Here is a 20,691-nt window from a genome sequence, read left to right on the forward strand (position 1 = left end):
CGCGCGCGCACGCGCCGGGGCACGGGTGCGGCGCGCTGCGGGCGCGGTCCGCGCGGCGGTGCTCGACGCGGCCGCACTGGGCGGCCGCATCGCCGCCGGTTGGATCGTGTCCGCCCCGGCCTGGGCGGCACTGGACGGCGGCCCGGACACGGCGTTGTTGGCGGGCGCGGTGCTTGCCTGCGGGGCCGCGTTCGCCGCCGGACTGGCCACGCGGGTGTCGGGGGTGCTGCTGCTGGCCGCGGCGGTGCCGCTGGACGCGCTGGTGCCGGGCCTGCCCGAACTGCCCGGCCTGCCGGCGGTGGGCGCCGCCGGCGTCCCGGCGGCACAGGCCTCTGCGTCGGGCGGGGCGGCGCCGTGGTGGGTGGCGCTGGCCGCGGTTTGCCTGCTCGGGGAGCTGCTACCGGGCCGGCTGTCGGCCGACGCGCTGCTGGCTAAGCTGCGTACGCGGGCACGGGGCCGCCGTATCGGCGCGCTCCGCGACCGTACGGGCCGGCAGGGAACCCGCCGACGTCCTGAGGAAGCGCCGCCGCTCCCTTATCCTGGTGGCAAGGCCGCGCTCACGCGGCCTTCCCGTATTTGACCCGGTCGCCCGAGGCCCCCTTACCACCCCTCTGGTCGGCCTGTGTCACCGACCAAGGGGGAAGATCCGCACATGTCCGCCGCCGACGAGGCATCGGTCGCGAAACTCATCGAGATCGGTCATCCGCCGACTCCTCGGCAACGGGTGTCCTCGTGGGCGTCGCGGCCTCCGGGCCGCCTCTACATCCCGGCCTGCGTGCTCGTCGGGTTGGTGCTGCTGTACGAAGACAGCATGCCGGGCGGGCACCTGCCCAGCCTCATCGTGGGCTGGGGCGCGGGCGCACTCCTGGCCGCAATGGGTGCGCTGCGGCTGGGGATCGCGGTCAGCATCGCCCGACCCATGATCATGCGGTACTGGCTGCGCTGGACCACCGCGCCGCTGATCGCCGCCGCGGCCATCGTGCTGTCCGTGGGCGACATCCCGCTCCAGGCTCGGGTCGACAGCTCGGCATCGGAACTGCGGACCGTCGCCGACACCGCCCGGCCCGCCACCACGGCTCCGCTCGAAACCTGGGCGGGGCTGTACGAACTGGAGTCGGTGTCGGTGACCAACGACGGTGTCACGCGCTACACGGTGAGCGGCGCCGGCCTGCTGGGCTCTTCCGGGCTGGCCTTCAGCTCCGAGAAGCTGCCCACCGAGGTGTTCCTTGCGGGGCACGGCGGCGTGGTCTACGAGCACATCTCGGGCCCGTGGTACTCGTGGACCGAGTACTGACCCGCTGCCCGCGCTGACCTGCCGCACCGGCCGCCCGGCGCGGCGGGTCGGCCCGGGGCCGGTGCCCGCCGCTCGGCGGCCCGATCCGCCCTGCCGGGCGTGCATTCCAGCACGTTTCCGCACCGCCCCGCCGGTTCCCAGCGGGGCGGTGGCACTACTCACGCCCGGACTTTCCGGTTTCGCGGGCCCGGTCTCACCCTCCTTTTATCGAAGGTCGGTAGACATGGGTGCGACAGCGGTTCTCCTCAGGGACGGGGGTATTGCGATGAACGAGTTCATGACGGCGCTGCACCTGCGCATCTACGACGCGGTGAGCGCACTGCAGCAGGCGCGCGAACGCGGCGACGAGGACGTGTGCCTGGTGCAGGCCGGCGAGATCGAGGACCTTGTCGAGATCGCGGCACGGCACGGCGTCGACATCGACTGCGGCTACGGGGCCCTCGCCCACGCCGCCTGATATCCCCCGCGGGCGGGACGGCGGCACGACCGCACCGTCCCCGCCGGGCGCAACCCCCGCGCCCGGCCCACCGGGTGCGGGCGGGGGTACCGCCCCGGCCGCACCGGACCACCGAACAGCGCAAAAGGGGGGAGGCGCCCGCCTCCCCCCTTTCTGCTGCCGGCATCCGCCGGCCGGCGCCGGACCGCTACCGCTTGCGGCCCTTGCCCTTGTTCTGCTGCTGGCCGCCCTGCTGGCTGCGTTCGGCTGCCGCCGACATGGCCTCTTGGGCCTTGCCGAGGGCGTCGGAGGCGGCCTCGGAAACGTCGTCGGCACCGCCGGAACCGCCGGAACCGGTGGAGCCGCCCGTGGTCAGCGACCGACGCGACCCGCCGCCACCGCCTTGTCTGCTGCTCAGGTCCGGCAGCAACTGGGCCAGCATCAGGGTCGTCAGCGGCGAGGAGTCGCCGTTCTGCGGGTCGGTGTGCACCACGATCGGCTGCGGCGCGTGCTCGGCCAGGGTGGCACCGACATCCAAGCGGCGCCGCGCCAGCTCGTAGCGCAGCACCGCGCGGTTGTCGCGGTAGGAGGTCGCCAGGCGGCGCTGGGCCTTGGCCTCGTTCTGCGCCGCCACCAGGTCCGCCCGGCCTCGGGTCTCGATCTCGAAGCGGACGCGCTGGGCCTCGGTCTCCTGCTCCTCCAGCATCTGCGCGACGTCCTTGCGCGCCTTGTTCAGCGACGCGTTGACCTCGACGATCTTGGCGTCGCGGGTCTTCTTGGACCGTTCGATGTCCATGAGCAGGGTGTCGATGCGCCGCTTGCGGGTCAGCTCCCACTCCTGCTCGTAGGCCACCAGCTCCTTGGCGACCCGCTCGCGGGTGGCCAAGTGCTGCTGGTACTGGTTGGGCAGCTGCACATCGGGGATGTTGCATCCCATGATGCGCACGCCGTAGCGGCTGAGCTGGCGGTTGAGCAGTTCCTGCATGTCGGCGACATCGGAACCGCGCAGGTCGTAGGCGCCCTCGGTGTGGACCATGCGGCTGCGCTGGCGGATGGCGTCCTGCACGGCGTTGGACAGCACCAGGTCGAAATTGCTGGCGCCGATGCTGCGCACGAAGGCTACCGCGTCGATGATGCGGAACTTCAGGAAGAACTCGATCGACTTCAGCGGCACGTTCTCCTGCGTGGGGCAGGCCAGAACGGGCGCGGTGTAGGGGATCTCGGTCGAGATGTCGACGACGAAGTCCACCCGCGACCAGGGGTGCCACAGGTAGTGCCGACCCGGGTCGAGCTGGCCGACGACCGCGCCGTACTTGGTGAGGACACCCACGGTGCCCTGCTCGATCTCCACGATCGAGGAGCGCCACCACCACAGCAGGCCCAGCATCAGCGCGAGCAGACCCAGCGCGAACGCGGGGACCGCCGCCCAGGACACCATGAACCCGCCCACGATGCCCAGCAGCAGCGCGGTCAGCAGCAGGTACAGCGCGAACCACACCAGCATGGTCCACCTGAGGCCGCGGCTGTCGCGGGGAATGACCACGGGCACCAGAGCGCCCTGGTCGCCGCCGCGCAGCAGGCGCGCGATGTCGTTCCAGGAGGCGAGCGCCTCCTTGATGCTGGAGCCGCCTGTGCCCGGCTCGGGCTGGTTCTGGCTCATCGCTGACCTCCCTCATCCGTGCCGGGCCGCTGGGGCCACGGCGGTGCGGGCGGACCGTCGGGCGCGGCGGAACCGCCCTGGTACGGCGCCTGCTGCGGGTACTGCGGAGCCTGGCCGGGCTGCGGTGCGTCCTGCGTTCCCGCAGCGCCCGGCACAGAGCCGGCTCCCGGGAACGGCGCGCCGCCGTTGTCGTCGCCGGCGACCGTGCTGATCCGCTCGTCGATGGATTCGTCGCTGACCGACTGGCGGATCTCCTCGATCCGGTCGGCGTTGGGGACCTCCTCGGGCGGCGGCGGCTCGACGGTGTCGTCGCCGTCCTCCTCCAGCACGCGGGCGATCTCGGCCTCGCGCTCGGAGATCCGGTCGGAGATTTCGTGCAGGCGGGAGCGGATCGCTTCCATGTCCTCGTCGGAGAACAGGGTGGATTCGGCTTCACCGATGATGCCCTGGGCCACGCGCAGGAAGTCGACGCTGGTCTCGTCGCCGCTGCCGATGTGCAGCACCTGCGGCAGGCTGTCGGCGACCGACTCCAGCTTGTCCAGCAGGTCCTGCTGGTAGCGGTAGTTGAGGATCTCCGGGGCCTCGGCGGCGCTGACGGCGCGGATGTCCAGCGCCTGGGCCTCCAGCAGCGCGGCGTTTGCGTTGGCCGTGCTCTCCGCCTCGACGAAGCGCTGCCGCGCCTGGGCGCGCGCCCGGTTGGTCTCGCGCTCCAGCGCGGTGTCCATCTGCGCCTGGTACTGGGCGATGTCGGCCTGGATCGCGGAGAGGGTCTCGTTCAGCGAGGCCAGCTCCTTGTTCAGGTCGCCCTCGTTCTGCTCCTTGCGCAGCTGCAGCTCGTACTCGTAGGTGTAGGCCTCCTTGGCCACGCGCACCATCTCGGGCGCGGCCAGGTCCATGCGGTACTCCTGGCCGGAGGGCTCGGCATGGGTGATGTTGGCGTTGGTCAGCCGGACCGCGGGCAGGAACTGCTGGTTGATCTGCTCCAGCAGCCGCGCGGTGTTCTCGCCGACCATGTCGTAGATGTCCGAGGCCTGCTGGTCGTAGATCAGGCTGCGGGTGACCTCGCTGATGGCGTTGTTCAGCTTCTCCTGGAAGCCCTGCACGGCGCCCAGCACGAAGATGAACTGCTCGGGGTCCTCGATCTTGAACTGCACGAACAGGTCGATGGAGGCCTGCACGCCGCTCTTGGTGGGCGCTTCGCGGATCGGGGCGTTGAAGGGGTACTCGCGGGTGGTGTTGACGATGTAGGAGACCCGCTTCCACGGGTTGAGCAGGGTGACGCGGCCGGGGCCGACGACCTGCTCCAGCTTGCCGAACCGGGTGATCAGGGCCGCGCAGCCGTCGGGCACCATGACCATGCCCTGGCGCCACCACATGAACACGGCGAAGGCGGCGAGCACGACCCAGTAGTGCACCCCGAAGAACGGGTTGAGCAGCACGCCGGTGAAGGCCGAGACCGGGGCGGTGACGACCTGGCCGATGACGCCCAGTACGAGCAGCGCGATCACCGGGAGCATGGTGGTGAAGGTGCGCCCGCGCGGGATCACCATCGGGCAGATGACGTGCACCGGGCCGGTGTCGCCGCGCTCGTAGGAGCTGCGGTTCAACGCCTCGCCGGCGTTGTTGAGGGAGGAGGTTTGCTGCTCGATGCGGGTTCCTACCGAGGCGCCCTGGTCGCGGGCGGCGAGGAAATCGCCCGGATCGAGGCCGAACCCCTCCGCCGCATCGCCGAGCGCGTCGGAGACCGCCTCGCGGGGGTCGCCGCCTTGGGCGACCGAGGAGGCGGCTCCGCGCACAGTCTGCGCGAAGGACATAGGTATCGACTCCTTGCTGATTGCGGAACTGCGGATTCGACGCGGGCGACACCGTCGCGGTTCCGCGGCTCCTGCTGAGCTCCTGCTGAGAGTGGGGGCATCGTCCCACATCAGCCGGTTACTGGTGCGGTCAGACGATAACCATCTGCTATCCATGTCCGAAACCGGTCACCCGCTGCCGTCCCCCGGCAACGCCCGCGCTGCGGCGTCGGGCGGGGTGGCGGCTCCGGGAAACGGGCCGGGGCACGGGCCGGAACGCCGTGCGGGGGCCGGTTCCGGTTCGCGTCGGCGCCCCGGGGTCCGGTGCGGCGGCGGGGCGGATAGCGTCGGCAGTGCAGCGGGCCCGGGCGCCCGCCGGTTCTCCAGCGCCGTTGCGCAGGACCGAGCCGGTGGTGCGGGCCGGGTCCGGGGCACAGTCTTCGCAGAGCGATCAGGAGATGCACCATGGTTTCGGTTCCCAGCAGCCTGCTGACCACCGCCGGACTGATCGGCGGGTACAGCGCCGCGCGCGCGACCGGCAACCGGCAGTTGGGCGGTGCCGTACTGGCCGCCTGCGGTGCGGCGGCGTTCGCGAGTTGGCAGCGCAGCGCCGGGCTGCCCGCGGCGGCCGCACTCTCGGCGGTTTACACCGGTGCATTCGGGCTCTCCCACCCGCTGGCCAAGAAACTGGGCGCCTGGCCGTCGGTGCTGGCGGTGACCGCCGCAACGGGCGCCGCCGCGCACCTGGTCGCCGACCGGCGGCGCGACCGCGCCTGAACCCGCGCCCCGGCGTGTAGGGCGGGTGCGGAGCGGTCCGGGAGCCGGACGGGCAGCCCGGATCAGCCCTGCGTGATGTAGGCCTCGAGTTGCCGGCGGTCCTGCTCCAACTGGCTGATACGGCTCTTGACCACGTCGCCGATGCTGACGATCCCGACGAGTTCGCCGCAGCTGAGCACCGGCACGTGGCGGATGCGGTTTTCGGTCATCAACACGGTGAGTGTGTCGTCGGTGTCGTCAGTGGAGCAGGTGACCACGACCGCGGTCATGATGTCGGCGACCGGGCACCCCAGCAGGACGGGCCCGCGGGAGTCGAGACCGCGCACAATGTCGCGTTCGGAGGCCACCCCGGCGACCCTGCCGTCTTGAACCACCACCACCGCACCGATGTTGTAGCGGGCCAACCGGGTGAGCAGGTCGGCCACAGTCGCCTCGGCACCGATGGTCACCACGCTCGCGCCCTTGTTGCGCAGAATCTCAGCGATCAGCAAGGCGGTCACCTCCATAAGGGGTCCCAACGGACTACCCACCGCCCACGCCCGTTAACCGCACGGAGTCCTGGCCGACTCGCCGACAGGGCCGAGTTCAGGTCAGCCTTCGCCGCGCCAGTACCGCTGCAGGCGAGCCAGGGCTTCGTCCCTACTCATCGCGGCGACCTGGGACTCATCGAGCCGCACCCGCGAAATCAGCAGATGCACCAGGTCAGCGGGCAGACTTTCCGCCGGAGGAATCGGCGACCCGCGTTGGGGCGGCTCGCCCTCGCACACGCAGGCCCAGAACTCGGCCTCGCCGACGTCGAGTTGGTCGCGAAGGATGTGACCCCACAGCGCCTTGCCATAGTCACTGCGATCAACCGGCCGCGAATTGCGCGTACGCAACACGCGGCCGTCTGGCAGCGCCAGTTCATAGGTGACATGGTGCGTTCCCGCCCCACCCCGGGCGCTGCGAATGCGACGCCATCCTTCGACTATGCAGAAGCGCTCATGGGCCTCGCGTGTCGGGCGCGGCCACGTCATGGCGCCTGCCCGACGATCCAAGCGCGCAACTGCTCGTCGTCGCTAAGGCTGATGAGCTGAACGAGGCCCCAATTGTCCCGATGGTTGGGGACGTCGAGCAGGTGGTCCTGCCAGTCCTCGGCATACTCGCGCAGCGCGAGGATCATCTCACCCACGGCGTCATCGAAAGTGGCGCCGTCCACGGCCACGGGCAGACCCGGAATGTAGATGGACCATCCCCCAGCCTCAGGCACCGCTTCTGCATGCGAAGGAGTGACCGCGGCCAGGTAGTTGCGGAGTCGGGCGACGTCGACCACTGCCGTCAGGGCGCCTTCGCGCCGGACCGTGGCTACCCTGCCGCGCTGGGCAGCATCGAGCAGCACCCTTAGGTGTGATCTCGCCTCGGTGTAGCTCTCGTAGTGGACGGCCGACATAGCGGTACCTCCTACGGACTCGACTTCCGCCCCTAGCGTACTTCAAGTACGTGGCGTACGCGGCGCGTTCCCCAGGAGTGTTGCGGTGTACAGCAGGGCGGGCCGGAGAATCGTTCCGGCCCGCCCTGGGGGTTCGGTTTCTAGCGCGGGCGGTTAGAACGGGGTCAGCGTGACCTCGAAGGACGACGGGGCGTGGTCCTGGATGTAGGAGGCGAACCCGGACACGTCGTCGAAGGCGAAGCCGTAGGCCTTGCCGTCCTCGGTGGCCTGGTGGAACACGGCGGCGTACTTGTTGGTGATGTCGGCGTTGTAGAACTGCGCGGGGTCGGTGACGGGGTGGTCGGCCGTGTTGAGCAGGGTCGACCGGTTGAACGCCGCGCCGAGGATCGCCGCGACCGGGCCGGTGATGCCGTCGTTGGGTGCGACGAGCGCGCCGTCGCAGAAAAACACGTCGCGGGTGGTGGGCTTGCCGATCGGCGTGACACCGCCGTCGAACGCCAGCCGGCCCGACCCGTCGACGCGGCCGGTGAAGGTGCCTGCGTTGGTGGTGATCTTCAGGTCGGTGCCGCTGTAGCGCGACCAGACCTGGTCGATGTAGGGGGCGTAGTAGTTGTCGGGGATGCGGCCGGCGTCGAGTCCGTGCCCGGGCGCGATCACGCGGTGGCGGTCGACTACGAGCGAGGAGAAGTCGGCATCGCCCGCGATGGTGTCGAACACCAGGTCGCGCCCGCCGGGCTTGAGCCTGCCGGTGGACTGTTCGCGCTCACCGCTGAGCGCGATGGCCAGCGGGACACTGAACTGGTCGACCATGGAGGTGTTGCAGAACATGCCGGATTCGTTGTGGGTGAACTCCACGGTGTCGTGCAGGACGGAGAAGTTGGGGTCGCTCTCGACCCAGCCCGCCGGGTACTGCAGCGCCGGGTTGCCGTTGCCGTCCTCGACGACCTTGAAGCGCAGTTTGTCCTCAAGCGCGAGGTAGATGCGCCCGGACATGAACGGCAGGGTGAGGCCGGCGGCCTCGGTGAGCGGGATCGAGTAGTCGGTGAAGCCGTTGTCGGTGTTGTCGGAGAGTTGGACCGGTGCGGCGGTGCCGTCGGGGCGGACCCGGCTCTGCTTGTCGTTGGTGAGGTCGGTGCCGACGATGTAGAGGCGTATCGCGCTGTCGGGGTAGCCGCTCTCGTTGGTGAAGGACACGGGCAGCGCCCCGGCGGCGGCCTGGGCTCCGGACGCGAGGTTGGCGCCGCTGGTGGAGGCGCCGCACGCGGCCGAGCCGAGCAGTGGGGCGGCCAGGGCGGCCCCGCCGGCGCCGCGCAGGAACGAACGTCGGTTGATCATGGGTGGTTCCCTTCTGGTGGGGGGAGCAGAGGGGCACACGCCGGCGCGCAAGTCGGGTGGCGGCGGCGCGGCGCCCGTCCGCGGGGGATGCGGCCGGGATCCGGGCATGCGGAAAGGCAGGACCGGCGGCCGCGCGATGCAGGTTGCGGGTTCGCGGACGAGCCCGCGTGATGCCGGGCGGGCCGGGTCGGGCTCACTCCCCGCATGCGGACGGGGGGATCGGCCCCCGTCGCCGGGCACGGACCGGTCCGGGGCCGCAGCGCTGCGCGGGCGGCGGAACGGTGATCGGGGGCATCGGCGCGCCGGACGCGGGGTGCGGCCGGGCGCTCGGGCAGGGGTGCGGGCTCTTCATCTCGTCTTCCTCGGGTCAGGGAGTCAGCCGGAGATGCTCGTTGTCCTCGAATGCGCGGAGCGGTGTGCCGAGGGGGCTGCGCTCCGGGTCCTGCGGGTCGTGCTCAGGTGCACTGCGGCGGCGGTTTCCCGATGCGCCCGCACGGTAACGCTGTGCAAGGGCTCCGGGCGCACGCCGCTCACGCCCGTCATGGTAATTGCGCATCCGCGTCCGGAAAAGCGGCCGACAGCGGTTCCGCAAAGCGGAGACCGTACCGGAACGGACGCCCCAACCTGGAGAAGCGGCAGGCATCACCAGGTCAATGCGGGCCTTCTTGCTGCACCTGTGTGCTGGTTTGTGTGTGAACGGTTGGTTTCGGTCGCTTCTGTGCCCCGATGCTAGAGAGGTCGCGAAACCTACGCAAGGGGCCAGGTGAGACGCACGGTGCGGCGGGGCGACCGGTGGGGCACAAGTGGGGGGCGGCATCGCCGTACGGATACGGGAAACGCTGGCAAGAGCGGACAGCCAGCGCCGAAACCCTCCCGAATCTAATCCTCCGATCCGGGAGATCCCAGTTCAACGGGGGTACAGGTGCGCGGATCACACGTGCGCGACGGTCACCCGTTCTTTCTTGGCAAGTTCCGGTTCTTCGACGAGCCGGTTCATATCGTCGGGGTCGCTCGTCATCAGGACGGCGGGGCGCGGCTGCTCAAGGGCAGTGGCGGCGACCACGGCGTCTATTGCGCACCGGTGGCCGGAGAGCCCGGTGGCACCGAGCAGTTCACCGGCGCAACGCGCGATCTCGGCGGTGACCGGGAGGATCACAACGCGCGAAAGTACAAGGTGGACGGCAGCGTCACGGGGGCCACCACGCAGTGTCTCAGTCAGGGTGAGCGCACTGACGACGATGCGGGCGCGGCGCCGGAGCGCGGTCACCTGCAACGCTCGTGCCTTTTCGTTGCCGGCCGCGATCTTCCTAAGTCCCTCGCAGTCGAGTACCAGAGCACCGGCTTCAGCTAGTCGGCGTCGGGCCACATCGCCTCCGCTTCAGCTAGCGCCTCTTCGGACACCGGGCCGTACTGCTCTTCCAGCAGCGCTGATAGCTCCGCCGACAGATCCAATTCCAACTGCTTGGCGACCGCCTCGGTCACATAGCGGCTGAAGCCGCCGCGCCCCACCCGCTTCCGGACAGCGTCGATCAGGTCATCCGGAATGGAGACGCTTACTTTGCGTGCCCGAGTGTCGGTTCCGGAACTGTCTTGCGCAGCACGAGCGGACGGTTCGTCCGCACCCGCCCAGGACCCAGGCGAGGCGGCGTTTCCGCGGTCGTGAACACCGGACAGCCCGGCGCTCGGAGCTCCCGATCCGATCGATTGCAAACTAGCCACCAGGTGGCGAATAAGCGTGCTGGACGAACGCTCTTGCGGTTCCGTCCTTCGGGAGTACTCGGTCTCCATAGGCTCAACCCTCATGGACGAAGATGCTACCGATGGTAGTAACTTCCTGCCCCGGTTTTCGCCAACCACACCGCGACCAACCGCGCGGGGACTGCGGTGCGGCAGCAGAAGTCGGGTGGGGGCTCGCGGCGGCCTGCCCACCGAACCGAAAAAAAGGAGGAGCCGGCGCATGCCGGCTCCCCGATGGTGTTGCGGGCCCGCCGCCCCGTTGACCAGCGCACGGCCCGGTCAACAGGGCAGCGGGTGGGCGGACCCTAGCTGCAGCCGCTGGTGGAGCCGCAGCCCTCGCAGACGTAGCAGCTGCCCGACGGGCGCATCTTGGTGCCGCAGGTGACGCACAGCGGGGCGTCGGCGACGAAGCCCTGGCTGCGTTCGACCAGTTCGGTGGTCGTGTGCGGCTCGCCGCGGTCCGGGTCGGCGGTGCCGCCGGTCCGCTCCTGGCCCTGCTCCTCGGACGAACTGTCGGCCGGTGTCAGCGGAGCCGACTGGGCGTAGGACTCCACCTGGGCCGCGACCTGCGCGGGGTCCTCACCGTTGGCCTGGGCGCGGCGCTCCTCGGCGGAGAGCACGCCCAGCGCCGCCCGCTCCTCGTAGGGCAGGTGGTCCAGCGCCAGGCGGCGGAAGATGTAGTCGACCACCGACTGCGCCATGCGGATGTCGGGGTCGTCGGTCATCCCCGCCGGGTCGAAGCGCATGTTGGTGAACTTGTCGACGTAGGTCTCCAGCGGCACCCCGTGCTGCAGCGCGATCGAGATCGCGATGGAGAAGGCGTCCATGACCCCGGCGAGCGTGGAGCCCTGCTTGCCGAGCTTCATGAAGACCTCGCCGAGGCCGTCGTCGGGGTAGGACCCGGCGGTGATGTAACCTTCGGCGCCGCCGACCGAGAAGGACACGGTCTGGCTCGGCCGCTTCTTGGGCAGCCGGCGCCGCACCGGGCGGTTGACCTCGATGACCTCGGGCTCGGGCTGCTCCTTCTCCTTGGTCGAGGTGGCCGCGGTGGACAGCGGCTGGCCGACCTTGCAGTTGTCGCGGTAGACCGCCAGCGCCTTCAGGCCCAGCTTCCAGCCCTGGAAGTAGATCTCCTCGAAGTCGGCGACGGTGGCGTCCTCGGGCACGTTGACCGTCTTGGAGATCGCCCCGGACAGGAACGGCTGCACCGCCGACATCATCTGGACGTGGCCCATCGGCTTGATGTAGCGCTTGCCCATGGCGCAGTCGAAGACCTCGTAGTGCTCGGGACGCAGCCCGGGGGCGTCGATGACGTGCCCGTTGTCGGCGATGTACTCGACGATCGCCTCGGCCTGCTCCTTGTGGTACCCGAGGTTGGCCAGCGCCCGCGGGATGGCCTGGTTGACGATCTGCATCGACCCGCCGCCGACCAGCTTCTTGTACTTGACCAGCGAGAAGTCCGGCTCGATGCCGGTGGTGTCGCAGTCCATCATGAAGCCGATGGTCCCCGTGGGCGCGATCAGGCTCGCCTGGGCGTTGCGCCAGCCGTTCTTCTCGCCGATCTTGAGGCACTGCTCCCAGGCCGAGGTGGCCGCGGTGGAGATCTCGCGGTCCATCGCACCGATGGTGCGCAGGTCGTCGTTGGCGGCGGCGTGCTTGCGCATGACCCGCTTGTGGGCGTCGGCGTTCTTGGCGTAGCCGTCGTAGGTGCCGACGACCCCGGCCATCTCGGCGCTGCGCTTGTAGGCGGTGCCGGTCATCAGCGAGGTGATCGCGGCGGCGACCGCGCGCCCGCCGTCGGAGTCGTAGGCGTGGCCGGTGGCCATCAGCAGCGCGCCGAGGTTGGCGTAGCCGATGCCGAGCTGGCGGTACGCCCGCGTGGTGTCGCCGATCTTCTCGGTGGGGAAGTCCGCGAAGGTGATGGAGATGTCCATCGCCGTGATGACCAGCTCGGTCAGCTTCACGAAGGACTCGACATCGAAGACGTCGTCGTCGCCGAGGAACTCCAGCAGGTTGATCGATGCCAGGTTGCAGGACGAATCGTCCAGCGACATGTACTCGCTGCACGGGTTGCTGGCGCTGATCCGGCCGGTCTCGGGGTTGGTGTGCCAGTCCTGGATCGTGTCGTCGTACTGCAGCCCCGGGTCCGCGCACTCCCAGGCGGCCTGGGCCATCTTGCCGAACAGTTCCTTGGCGTCGACGGTGGCCACGACCTCGCCGCTGGTGCGCGAGGTCAGTCCGAAGTCGGATCCGGACTCGACGGCGCGCATGAACGTGTCGGAGACCCGCACCGAGTTGTTGGCGTTCTGGTACTGCACGCTGACGATGTCGGAGCCGCCCAGGTCGACGTCGAACCCGGCGTCGCGCAGCGCGCGGATCTTCTTCTCCTCGCGCGCCTTGGTCTCGACGAAGTCCTCGATGTCGGGGTGGTCGACGTCGAGCACGACCATCTTGGCGGCGCGGCGGGTGGCACCGCCGGACTTGATGGTTCCGGCCGAGGCGTCGGCGCCGCGCATGAACGACACCGGGCCCGAGGCCGTGCCGCCGGAGGAGAGCAGCTCCTTGCTGGAGCGGATGCGGGAGAGGTTGACCCCGGCCCCGGAGCCGCCCTTGAAGATGATCCCTTCTTCCTTGTACCAGTCCAGGATCGACTCCATGGTGTCGTCCACGGAGAGGATGAAACAGGCGCTGACCTGCTGCTTGGAGGCGGTTCCGACGTTGAACCAGACCGGCGAGTTGAAGCTGAAGAGCTGGTTGACCAGCGCGTGCTTGAGCTCGTGGTCGAAGATCTCGGCGTCGTCGTCGGTGGCGAAGTAGCCGTGGGCCTTACCGGTCTCGGTGTAGGTGCCGGCAACCCGGTCGACGAGCTGCTTGAGGCTCCACTCGCGTTCGGGGGTGCCCGTGGCGCCGCGGAAGTACTTGCTGGCCACGATCTGCGTGGCGTTCATCGACCAGGTGGTGGGGAACTCCACGCCCCGCTGTTCAAAGTTGACCGAGCCGTCGCGCCAGTTGGTCATCACGACGTCGCGCCGGTCCCACTCGACCGCATCGTAGGGGTGCACGCCGGGCCGGGTGAAGATGCGCTCCATCTTCAGGCCCTTGCGGCGGTCCTTCCCCTTGCGGGCCGTCCCGCTAGCGGTCTCCGTCATCTCGCTCCCCCTGCTCCTCATGTAACCCGAATCAGGCACCGCCCCACCCGGCTGGATGCGGTGCGTCGTGCTCGCGCCGGCCGGGGCCGGCGCGGCTTGGTCCTCGTGCTCGCCCGGCCGGGGCGGCCGCGGCCTAGTCCTCGTGCTCGCCGGCCGGCTGCGCCACCGGCTCCGGCTGCTCCCGCTCCTCGGGCTGCTCCGGTTCCGGCTCGGGACCGCCGTGTTCCCGGTCGGCCCGAAGCAGCCGGATCTCGCTCTCGAAGTCCGCCAGCGACTCGAAGCCGCGGTAGACCGATGCGAAGTGCAGGTAGACGACCTCGTCCAGCTCGCGCAGCGGGCCCAGGATCGCCAATCCGATCTCGTTGGCGGGAATCTCGGCCGTGCCGCGGGAGCGGATCTCCTCTTCGACCCGCTGGCCGAGTTGGGCCAGCGCATCCTCGGTGACCGGCCGCCCCTGGCAGGCCCGGCGGACACCGGCGACGATCTTGGCCCGGGAGAACGGCTCGGTCACCCCGGAGCGCTTGGCCACCATCAGCAGGACCGTCTCCTGCGTGGTGAAGCGGCGTTCGCACTGCGGGCAGGACCGGCGCCGCCGGATGGCCGAGCCGTCCTCTGTGGAGCGGCTGTCGATCACCCGGGTATCCGGTTGGCGGCAGAACGGACAGTGCACTGCGGCGTGTCCTCCCCCGTGATCGTTCGAATGGCTGCGGCGCCCGGACGCCGCGGCGCGGCCCGCGGATGCGGATGCGCGTTGGGCGGCGGTCCGGACTCCGGTCTCCTGCGGAACCGCCTGCAGGACAGGGGATCCGTGGCGACCGGGTACCTACTAAAGCACAATTTCTAGGCTGCTTGTTCCAGGGCGAGCACTAGATCTTGTGGTTAACCTACGACTGTCACACCCACCACGCAAGTCCCTTGAGCGTCGTCCGGACGTTTCCCGCTGGTCACCCCGCAGACGATCGCGGGAGGTAGCCGGGCGTGTCTGTGCCGCAGCCGCCCGCGCGGCCGCAGCGGTGTGCCGACCCCCACATTCGCCGGCGCCTCCGGGGTCTGCGGCGCCGTCGCGCAGCGCGCAGGAGAAGGAACCCGCAGTGGACTCGCAGCAGATGGCGGCCACCGGCGCCACCTGCGGTGGAGCCGTTCAACAGCGCCGGACGGCGGACTCGCGGCGCAGACGCCGATGACCGGGGGACGCGGCGGCGCACGAGCACAGCGGTCCGGGCGCGCTCGACCGCCTGCCCGAAGCCGGAGGCCACCTTACTCTGCTGCATGCGCCCCTCCGCCGGACACACGCCGTGACCGGTGGCGGGAACGGGTCCATGGCCGGGTATTCCGGACTGCGGCGGCGGGGCGGGGTCGGGCACCACACACCTGGCGCCGGGTCGGCGGGGCGGGGCGGGCGGCGGTGTGCGGCAACGAGCATGTAGAAATGCCGTGATCCGGCGCCGGATCACGGCATTTCTGCATGCTCGGCGGGTTCACCCCCGCGGTTGGGGCTTAGCCGTAGACCTGCGGGGTGTACTGCGGGTTGGCGAAGGTGCCGCCCGTGGAGAACTGCATGCTGCGCCCCTGCGGAATCGTGTAGAGGCGGCTGAGCCGGTGCCGTCCGCCGGAGTTCACGAGGTGGACCCGGAAGGATTCACCGCCGTTGGTGCTCACGCTGGTGCACTGGCCGGAGCTGACGACAAACGTCGAGAAGCCCCCTCTGCCAGGGAACTCCGCGTTTGCGCTGTAGCCGGACCCGACGTTGCAGAGCCGGAACGTACCCGCGGCGGAGGCCGGCGAGGCTGCGGCGAGCGAGAGGCCGGCCGTGAGCAGCAGGCCGACGGCCACCGATGAGACGAGCGCCGCGCCTCGGCGGAATACGGACATGGTTGTCCTCCAGGACGATGAGAGGGGGCGACCGGACGCCCCGAAGGCGGGGGTCCGGTCGATATGGCGCTACGGAGTCAACCACGCACCAACAGCCGCAAGGAAGTGGTTTTGGGTTGTTTTTCGGGTTGGTTTATGTGTTCTTAACCGGTTAACCCCAAGTGGCTTGGTGCCCGCTTCCGGAGCGGCCTCAGGTGGTTTCCCGTGGACGCCAGTTGCGGCCGCGGCCCGCCTTTCGCGGTTTGCGCGGCAGGCGCCGCGCCTCGGATTCGTCCCCGGTGCCGTCGTCGGCGGCCGATTCCGGCTGCCCGGGATCCTGTGCCGGAGCCGACGCTTCCTCCGCAGCACCCTGGGGGGCGGGCCCGGAACCGGATCCGCTCTTGGAGCCGCCGCCGGATGCGCCGTCTCCGCGGGGCGCGTCTGCAGTGGGATCGGCCTCCGCCGAGGCGCCGCCGGTAGCGGCGTTCTCCTGGCTCCCGCTGCCGGCCTTGGCCAGGCGCATACGCCGCACCCGGGCAGCGCGGGCGGTGGGATCCTGCGACCGGTTGCCGCGCCCGGACCCGGCGGATTCGGCGGTATCGGCCTCAGTGGCCCGTTCGGCGGGATCGACCGGATCGGCCCGCCCCGGGCGTGCGGGGGCCTTCTTCCTGCCCAGCACACCGGCGTCCGGACCGCGCACTCCGGTATCGGTTCCTGTGAAGTGCTTGGAATCGCCGGACGCTGTCGACCCTCCCTTTTTCTCCTTCCCGGCCGATTCATCCTTCCCTGCCGATTCATCCTTCCCGGGCGCGCCGAGGGCGGTGAGCGCTTCGAGCTCGGGGGGCATCATCGACGGCAGTGCGGACTTGTCCGGCACCGGCGGAACGGTCCGGGCATCCTGCGGCTCGGGCCGCTTGTCGGCTGCAGTGCCGGTGCGGCTACGCGGCGGCAGCGCTGACACCGGGCCCGCAGGTGCCGGCTCGCTCCCCGCCTCGGCGTTCGGGCGCTGCGCCTCATCGGGTGTTGCGGGTTCGGCAGGCTTGGCGGCCGTGTCGGCGGGCTCAGCGGTCTCGGCGGAAGCGGCGGGCGCCTCCGTGGTGGCTTGGTCGGCCTTGGCGGCCTTGGTGTCCTTGCCGCCCTTGTTCGCACCGGTACCCCTGCGCGGCAGCCGCGAGACAGGCCCCGCCGCCACTACCGGCTCGACCTCCGGTGCCTCCTTCGGGCTCTGCTCTGTTTGCGGTGCCGGTGCCGGTGCCGGTACAGCCGGTGCCGTTTCCGCTTCCGGTCCCCCGGCCGGGGTGACCCATCCAGCGGCGGCCGGGTCGGTCTCGGCGGCGGCAGGTTTCGCGACCGCCGACTCGGTGTCCGCGGCTGCGGCGGCCCGGTTCGGCTCCGCCGAGTTGAGCGCGGCCGTGAAACCGCTCAGGTCGACAACCTTCTCGGTGCCGCCCGCGGATTCCCCGGTCGACCGCACTCCGGCCCCGCGCAGCTTCCGGGCCTTCTTCGGCTTCTCCGCCTGCTCTTGCTTCTCTTGCTTCTCTTGCTGCTCCTGGTGCTCCGGCCTTTCCAGCCGATCCGGGGCCGCCGCGGCCGGGGCCGCGGCATTGGCGGCGGATGCGGCCTTCGCACTCGCCGCGGCCGGCCGCCGAACGCCCTCTTCCAGTTCCCGAGCGGTCCGTTCGCGAGCCGCCTCGGCGCGCCTTGCCGAGGCGGCTGCCGCGGCCGCCGCCGCAGTGGCCGCTGGGGTGACAGCGGCCAACCCGCCGACCGGCTTCGCGGGCCGGGAGTGGCGGTAGGCGCGCACCGCGGAAACCACCTCGCTCTGGTCCGCCCCCGGCCACGAGGCGTGGAAGAGCGGGTTCAGCGGTGGACTGGTCTCGGTGATCAGCCCGTCCTGGTCGATATGGCAGCTGCCGCCCAGCGGCCAGCGCCCGGTGACCACCGCGGTGATACCGCGCCGCTGGCCATGCAGCAGCAGCCCGGACAGTGCCGCCTCGTGCTCGCTGTCGTTGTCGGTGAGCAGGACGAGCGGCCGGCCCTCGCCGGAGGCGTCGGAATCGGCGGCCCGCTCGTGCAGTTCGCGCTGCAGCTGTGCGAGCGCGTCGCTCATGGAGTCCACCAGCTGCACCGGCTCGCACGGGTGCGACTCCAGCACTCCATAGGCTTCCGGGCCGAGCAGCTGAACGGCGTGGGTCCCGGTCATGAGGATCCGGGCGGGATGCTGCGCGGAGTCGCCCAGCGCGTTGACGACCAGCCTGCGCGCCGCCGCCCGCGCGCCCGGGCCCGTGATGCCGATGCCCGGCACGTGGTCCAGTTCGATGCTGACGCGGTCGTCGATATCGGGGGCCGGCTTGGGGCGGGCCGGAACAGGGGGCAGCGCGGGGCGTTCCGGTTCGCGCGAGCCCCACGGCATCCGCGGCAGCGACAGCTGCGGCACCCGCAGCCCTTTGCGGCCGGCCGCATAGCCGCCCACGATCCCGGCGACGGCCAGCGCTCCGGTGGCGGCCATGTCGGGCACCTCCAGCATCACCACCGGGGCCGCCTCCCCCGCGGCGGCACCGCTGCCGTCGGGGGCACCGGACACGTCGGCCGTCTCCGGGTTCTCGGTGATCTGCGATGCGCCGACCGCCGCGCCGGCACCGGCGGCCTCCTCCTGACCGCCCTGGCCGCCCTCGCCCTCGTGTCCGCCCTGGCCTTCCTGGCCCGACTGACCACCCTGGCCGCCCTGCTCGGTCTGGTCGCCCTGGCCGTCCTGGCCCGGCTGCCCCGCCTCGTCCGGTTGCCCCTGGGTCGTCGCCGGGGCGTTGTTGGTGTCCGCAGCGGCGACCTGGTAGACGACCTCAACCCGGCGCTGGGCCTGGGCGTCGCCGTCGCGCTGCTGCTGGGAGCCGACGCCGTTCGTTTCGATCGGCGGCGCATCATCGCCGAGCTTGCCGCGCAGGAAGTCGGCGGCGCTCTGGGCCCGCTGCTTGGACAGGTCGAGGTTGACCGCATCGGTGCCCGAGGGGTCGGTGTGGCCGGTGATGCGGATCGAGGCGTTGGACCCGCCGAAGTCGCGGACCAGGTCGGCCACGCCGGAGAGGTCCTGGCGCATCGGATCGGTGAGCTGCGTCGAACCGAACTCGAACCCGGCGACCGTGCGGGAGCGCTCAGCGGTCCAGCCCGGGTCGGCGACCGGGGTCTGCGGTGCCTGGTCGGGTGCGTTGCGGCCCTGCCCGTTGCCGTCGGGCCGGCTCGTGTTGTCGCCGACGTCCGATTCCGCATCCTGGTCGTGCACTTGGACGGTGTCGGCCATGGCGCTTGCGGGCGCCGCGACACTCGCGCCGAGCGCGGTGGCGGCGACGATCTGCAGGGGACCCAGCGGCCGGATGCGCAGCCCCCCGCCGCGGAAGCGCGCGACGGCCTCGGCGCCAAGCGCCGCACCGTACAGGCCCCACACCCCCCACAGCACGATGATGAGCAGCGCCATCGGCACGCCCGGAGGCGCCGAGAAACTGCTCAGGTGCACAACCATGCTCTGCCAGGACAGGTCGAGCTGCGGCCAGGGCAACTGCCGCAGCAGCACGTAGGGGATCCCGATCAGTACGGCCGAGGCGAGCAGTAGCGCGCTCAGTCGGCGGATTGTGCTCATGGTCGCCTCCACGGATCGCTATGCAGCGGGTTGGCTGTAGGGGCGTGCGCTTGCGGTGGCTTCCACCGCTGTGGCGCCCAGTGGCAGGAGTGCGAAGTCGTAGTCGACGGAACAGGTGACGGTGACCGTGTCGCCTTCGACGCTGACGGTTCCGGTTGTGCCGGAGTCGGCCAGAAAGGAGCGGGCGGCCCGGCCGGCGGCGATGGGGTCCAGGCTGACCTGTTGGGCGCCGGCACGGTAGTCCTCCCAGTGGATCTGCTGGACTCCGGCGCGCGCGGCCTCCTGGGCAAGCAGGTGGGCGCGGGTGTTGGCCCGCAGCACTCCCCCGCCGTCGAACACCAGGCCCAGACAGAGCAGGAACGCGCCCGTCATCACGACGACGAACGCGGTGGCCTGGCCGCTGTCCTGCGCGCGGGCGCCGACCGCGCTGCACCCGCGGCGCGGAGCCGGGTGGGCGCGCCGGCCGGCGCGCGCGGCGCTCACGGCCGCCCCCGGAAAGTGTCCACGACGACCGTCGATTCCCCTTCGACCGTATGTGTGCCCGGCAGCTGCAGCCCGGTGAGGTCGCCCAGCCCGATGTGGCACTCCAGTACCGCGGTAACTGCACCGCCGGGATCCAGCCCGCCATGGTCCAGGTTCAGCGTGTAATCCGCGCACGCCAGCCCCTGGCTGTCCAGCGCGGAGGCGGCGACCGCCGAGGCCGCGGCCTCGGCCTGGTCGGGCGTTCGTTCCAGGGAGGCGGCGCGCGCGGCCGAGTGGGCGACCTCGTCGGCGGTGGTATCGGCGCGGGTGACGCGCCCGGCAAGGATCATCAGCAGGGCGAACAGCAGCAGTACCGGGGTGAGGATGGTCAGCTCCACCGCCATCGAGCCGCGCTGGGAGTCGCGCCGGGAGCCGCGCAGGGATCGGCGTTGTATCACGGCGCCCCTCCCCCGCTAGGCGCGCCGGCAGCGCCGCCGCCCTGCGCGTCCTCGGGCGCGACGAAGCGTTCGGTGGGCGCGGTGAGCTCGTGGCGCACCGGCCAGTTCATGCCCGGGATGAGGGTGGGTACCTCGGCCGCGACGACCACCCGCACGTTCTGCGGCCCCCGTTCGATGACGATGCTGCGGTCGCCGAGCAGGCTGCCGCCGAGGCTGTCGGCCGCCGCCTCGGCCTCTGCCTGGGCACCGCTGCCTTCCACGGTGCGGGCCGCTTCAACGGCGCGGCGGGCGATGCTCGCCGCGACGTGGTCGCCGTGCGCCCAGACGCCCGCCTGGAGCACCAGCATGACCAGGAGCAGCATGAGCGGGGTCGCGATGGCCAGTTCGACGCTGCCGCGGTCGCCGCCGGCGCTGCCCTGGCCGCCGTGGCCGTGGCCGTTGTGCAGGAGCACGGTCACCCCAGCGTGAACGAGGAGGCCCGCTCAAGCACGGCAGACGAGATGAACCCGACCGCTGTGACCGCCATGACCGCCAGCAGTGCGATTACCAGGACCGTCTCGGTGGAATAGCCTGCGTCGCCCTGGGCGCGGCGGCGGCGGTCGCGGATCAGTTGGAGTAGGAGGTTCATCGGGACTCCCTCGGAGCGGGTTTCAGAGTCGGGTTCGGGGGATTCGGGGGT

General features: G+C 70.8%; 20 protein-coding genes. 4 read left to right on the forward strand and 16 right to left on the reverse strand.

Annotation, left to right across the window (positions count from 1 at the left end):
* From ACYVD5_RS26895 to ACYVD5_RS26905, 3 genes are all read left to right on the forward strand, one after another.
* A partial coding sequence (locus ACYVD5_RS26895; RefSeq protein ID WP_461003956.1) for a hypothetical protein occupies positions 1-580 on the forward strand: 580 nt, incomplete at its 5' end.
* A 72-nt stretch (positions 581-652) separates the two neighbouring features.
* Complete coding sequence (locus ACYVD5_RS26900) at positions 653-1,294, forward strand: hypothetical protein (protein ID WP_461003957.1); 642 nt, start codon at positions 653-655, stop codon at positions 1,292-1,294.
* A gap of 265 nt (positions 1,295-1,559) precedes the next feature.
* Entirely contained in the window at positions 1,560-1,751 is a 192-nt protein-coding gene (locus ACYVD5_RS26905; RefSeq protein WP_461003958.1) for a hypothetical protein, read from the forward strand.
* A gap of 187 nt (positions 1,752-1,938) precedes the next feature.
* Here the strand turns inward: ACYVD5_RS26905 and ACYVD5_RS26910 are convergent, their stop codons facing one another.
* Together ACYVD5_RS26910 and ACYVD5_RS26915 are read right to left on the reverse strand one after the other, a co-directional pair.
* Positions 1,939-3,390, reverse strand: a complete 1,452-nt coding sequence (locus ACYVD5_RS26910; RefSeq protein ID WP_461003959.1) for an SPFH domain-containing protein — start codon at positions 3,388-3,390, stop codon at positions 1,939-1,941.
* Entirely contained in the window at positions 3,387-5,204 is a 1,818-nt protein-coding gene (locus ACYVD5_RS26915; RefSeq protein WP_461003960.1) for an SPFH domain-containing protein, read from the reverse strand. The genes ACYVD5_RS26910 and ACYVD5_RS26915 overlap by 4 nt, the downstream gene beginning before the upstream one ends.
* A gap of 444 nt (positions 5,205-5,648) precedes the next feature.
* Between ACYVD5_RS26915 and ACYVD5_RS26920 the strand changes: the two genes are divergently transcribed.
* Complete coding sequence (locus tag ACYVD5_RS26920) at positions 5,649-5,960, forward strand: hypothetical protein (protein ID WP_461003961.1); 312 nt, start codon at positions 5,649-5,651, stop codon at positions 5,958-5,960.
* A 62-nt stretch (positions 5,961-6,022) separates the two neighbouring features.
* On the opposite strand, the gene ACYVD5_RS26925 is transcribed toward ACYVD5_RS26920, so the two are convergent.
* The 14 genes from ACYVD5_RS26925 to ACYVD5_RS26990 all read right to left on the reverse strand — a co-directional run bounded on the left by ACYVD5_RS26925 (position 6,023) and on the right by ACYVD5_RS26990 (position 20,640).
* Complete coding sequence (locus tag ACYVD5_RS26925; RefSeq protein WP_461003962.1) at positions 6,023-6,451, reverse strand: CBS domain-containing protein; 429 nt, start codon at positions 6,449-6,451, stop codon at positions 6,023-6,025.
* Between the two features lie 99 nt (positions 6,452-6,550).
* A complete protein-coding gene (locus tag ACYVD5_RS26930; RefSeq protein WP_461003963.1) occupies positions 6,551-6,976 on the reverse strand; it encodes a cytotoxic translational repressor of toxin-antitoxin stability system in 426 nt (141 codons plus the stop codon).
* On the reverse strand, positions 6,973-7,389 hold the full coding sequence (locus tag ACYVD5_RS26935; RefSeq protein WP_461003964.1) for a prevent-host-death protein: 417 nt from the start codon (positions 7,387-7,389) through the stop codon (positions 6,973-6,975). Before ACYVD5_RS26935 ends, ACYVD5_RS26930 begins: the two co-directional genes overlap by 4 nt.
* A gap of 153 nt (positions 7,390-7,542) precedes the next feature.
* A complete protein-coding gene (locus ACYVD5_RS26940; protein WP_461003965.1) occupies positions 7,543-8,724 on the reverse strand; it encodes a beta-1,3-glucanase family protein in 1,182 nt (393 codons plus the stop codon).
* Between the two features lie 931 nt (positions 8,725-9,655).
* Positions 9,656-10,090: a type II toxin-antitoxin system VapC family toxin gene (locus ACYVD5_RS26945; protein ID WP_461003966.1), complete on the reverse strand. Its 435-nt coding sequence runs from the start codon at positions 10,088-10,090 to the stop codon at positions 9,656-9,658.
* On the reverse strand, positions 10,072-10,512 hold the full coding sequence (locus ACYVD5_RS26950) for a ribbon-helix-helix domain-containing protein (RefSeq protein WP_461003967.1): 441 nt from the start codon (positions 10,510-10,512) through the stop codon (positions 10,072-10,074). Before ACYVD5_RS26950 ends, ACYVD5_RS26945 begins: the two co-directional genes overlap by 19 nt.
* 254 nt (positions 10,513-10,766) lie before the next feature.
* Positions 10,767-13,610, reverse strand: a complete 2,844-nt coding sequence (locus tag ACYVD5_RS26955) for a vitamin B12-dependent ribonucleotide reductase (RefSeq protein ID WP_461003968.1) — start codon at positions 13,608-13,610, stop codon at positions 10,767-10,769.
* Positions 13,611-13,743: 133 nt separating this feature from the next.
* Positions 13,744-14,280, reverse strand: a complete 537-nt coding sequence (gene nrdR, locus ACYVD5_RS26960) for a transcriptional regulator NrdR (RefSeq protein ID WP_461003969.1) — start codon at positions 14,278-14,280, stop codon at positions 13,744-13,746.
* An 827-nt stretch (positions 14,281-15,107) separates the two neighbouring features.
* Positions 15,108-15,482: a hypothetical protein gene (locus tag ACYVD5_RS26965; protein WP_461003970.1), complete on the reverse strand. Its 375-nt coding sequence runs from the start codon at positions 15,480-15,482 to the stop codon at positions 15,108-15,110.
* Between the two features lie 190 nt (positions 15,483-15,672).
* The gene (locus ACYVD5_RS26970) at positions 15,673-19,092 is read right to left on the reverse strand and encodes an OmpA family protein (RefSeq protein ID WP_461003971.1); all 3,420 of its coding nucleotides are present in this window, start codon (positions 19,090-19,092) and stop codon (positions 15,673-15,675) included.
* 18 nt (positions 19,093-19,110) lie between these two features.
* Positions 19,111-19,575, reverse strand: coding sequence for a pilus assembly protein TadG-related protein (locus ACYVD5_RS26975; protein ID WP_461003972.1), 465 nt, complete (start codon positions 19,573-19,575; stop codon positions 19,111-19,113).
* On the reverse strand, positions 19,572-19,958 hold the full coding sequence (locus ACYVD5_RS26980; RefSeq protein WP_461003983.1) for a TadE/TadG family type IV pilus assembly protein: 387 nt from the start codon (positions 19,956-19,958) through the stop codon (positions 19,572-19,574). Before ACYVD5_RS26980 ends, ACYVD5_RS26975 begins: the two co-directional genes overlap by 4 nt.
* A 50-nt stretch (positions 19,959-20,008) precedes the next feature.
* Positions 20,009-20,464 (reverse strand): TadE/TadG family type IV pilus assembly protein, encoded by a 456-nt coding sequence (locus tag ACYVD5_RS26985; protein ID WP_461003973.1) that lies wholly within the window; start codon positions 20,462-20,464, stop codon positions 20,009-20,011.
* Between the two features lie 2 nt (positions 20,465-20,466).
* Positions 20,467-20,640 carry a hypothetical protein gene (locus ACYVD5_RS26990; protein ID WP_461003974.1) on the reverse strand — a complete coding sequence of 58 codons (174 nt, stop codon included), beginning with the start codon at positions 20,638-20,640 and terminating at the stop codon, positions 20,467-20,469.
* Positions 20,641-20,691 lie beyond the last annotated feature (51 nt).

It is taken from the genome of Streptomonospora sediminis (assembly GCF_054778995.1).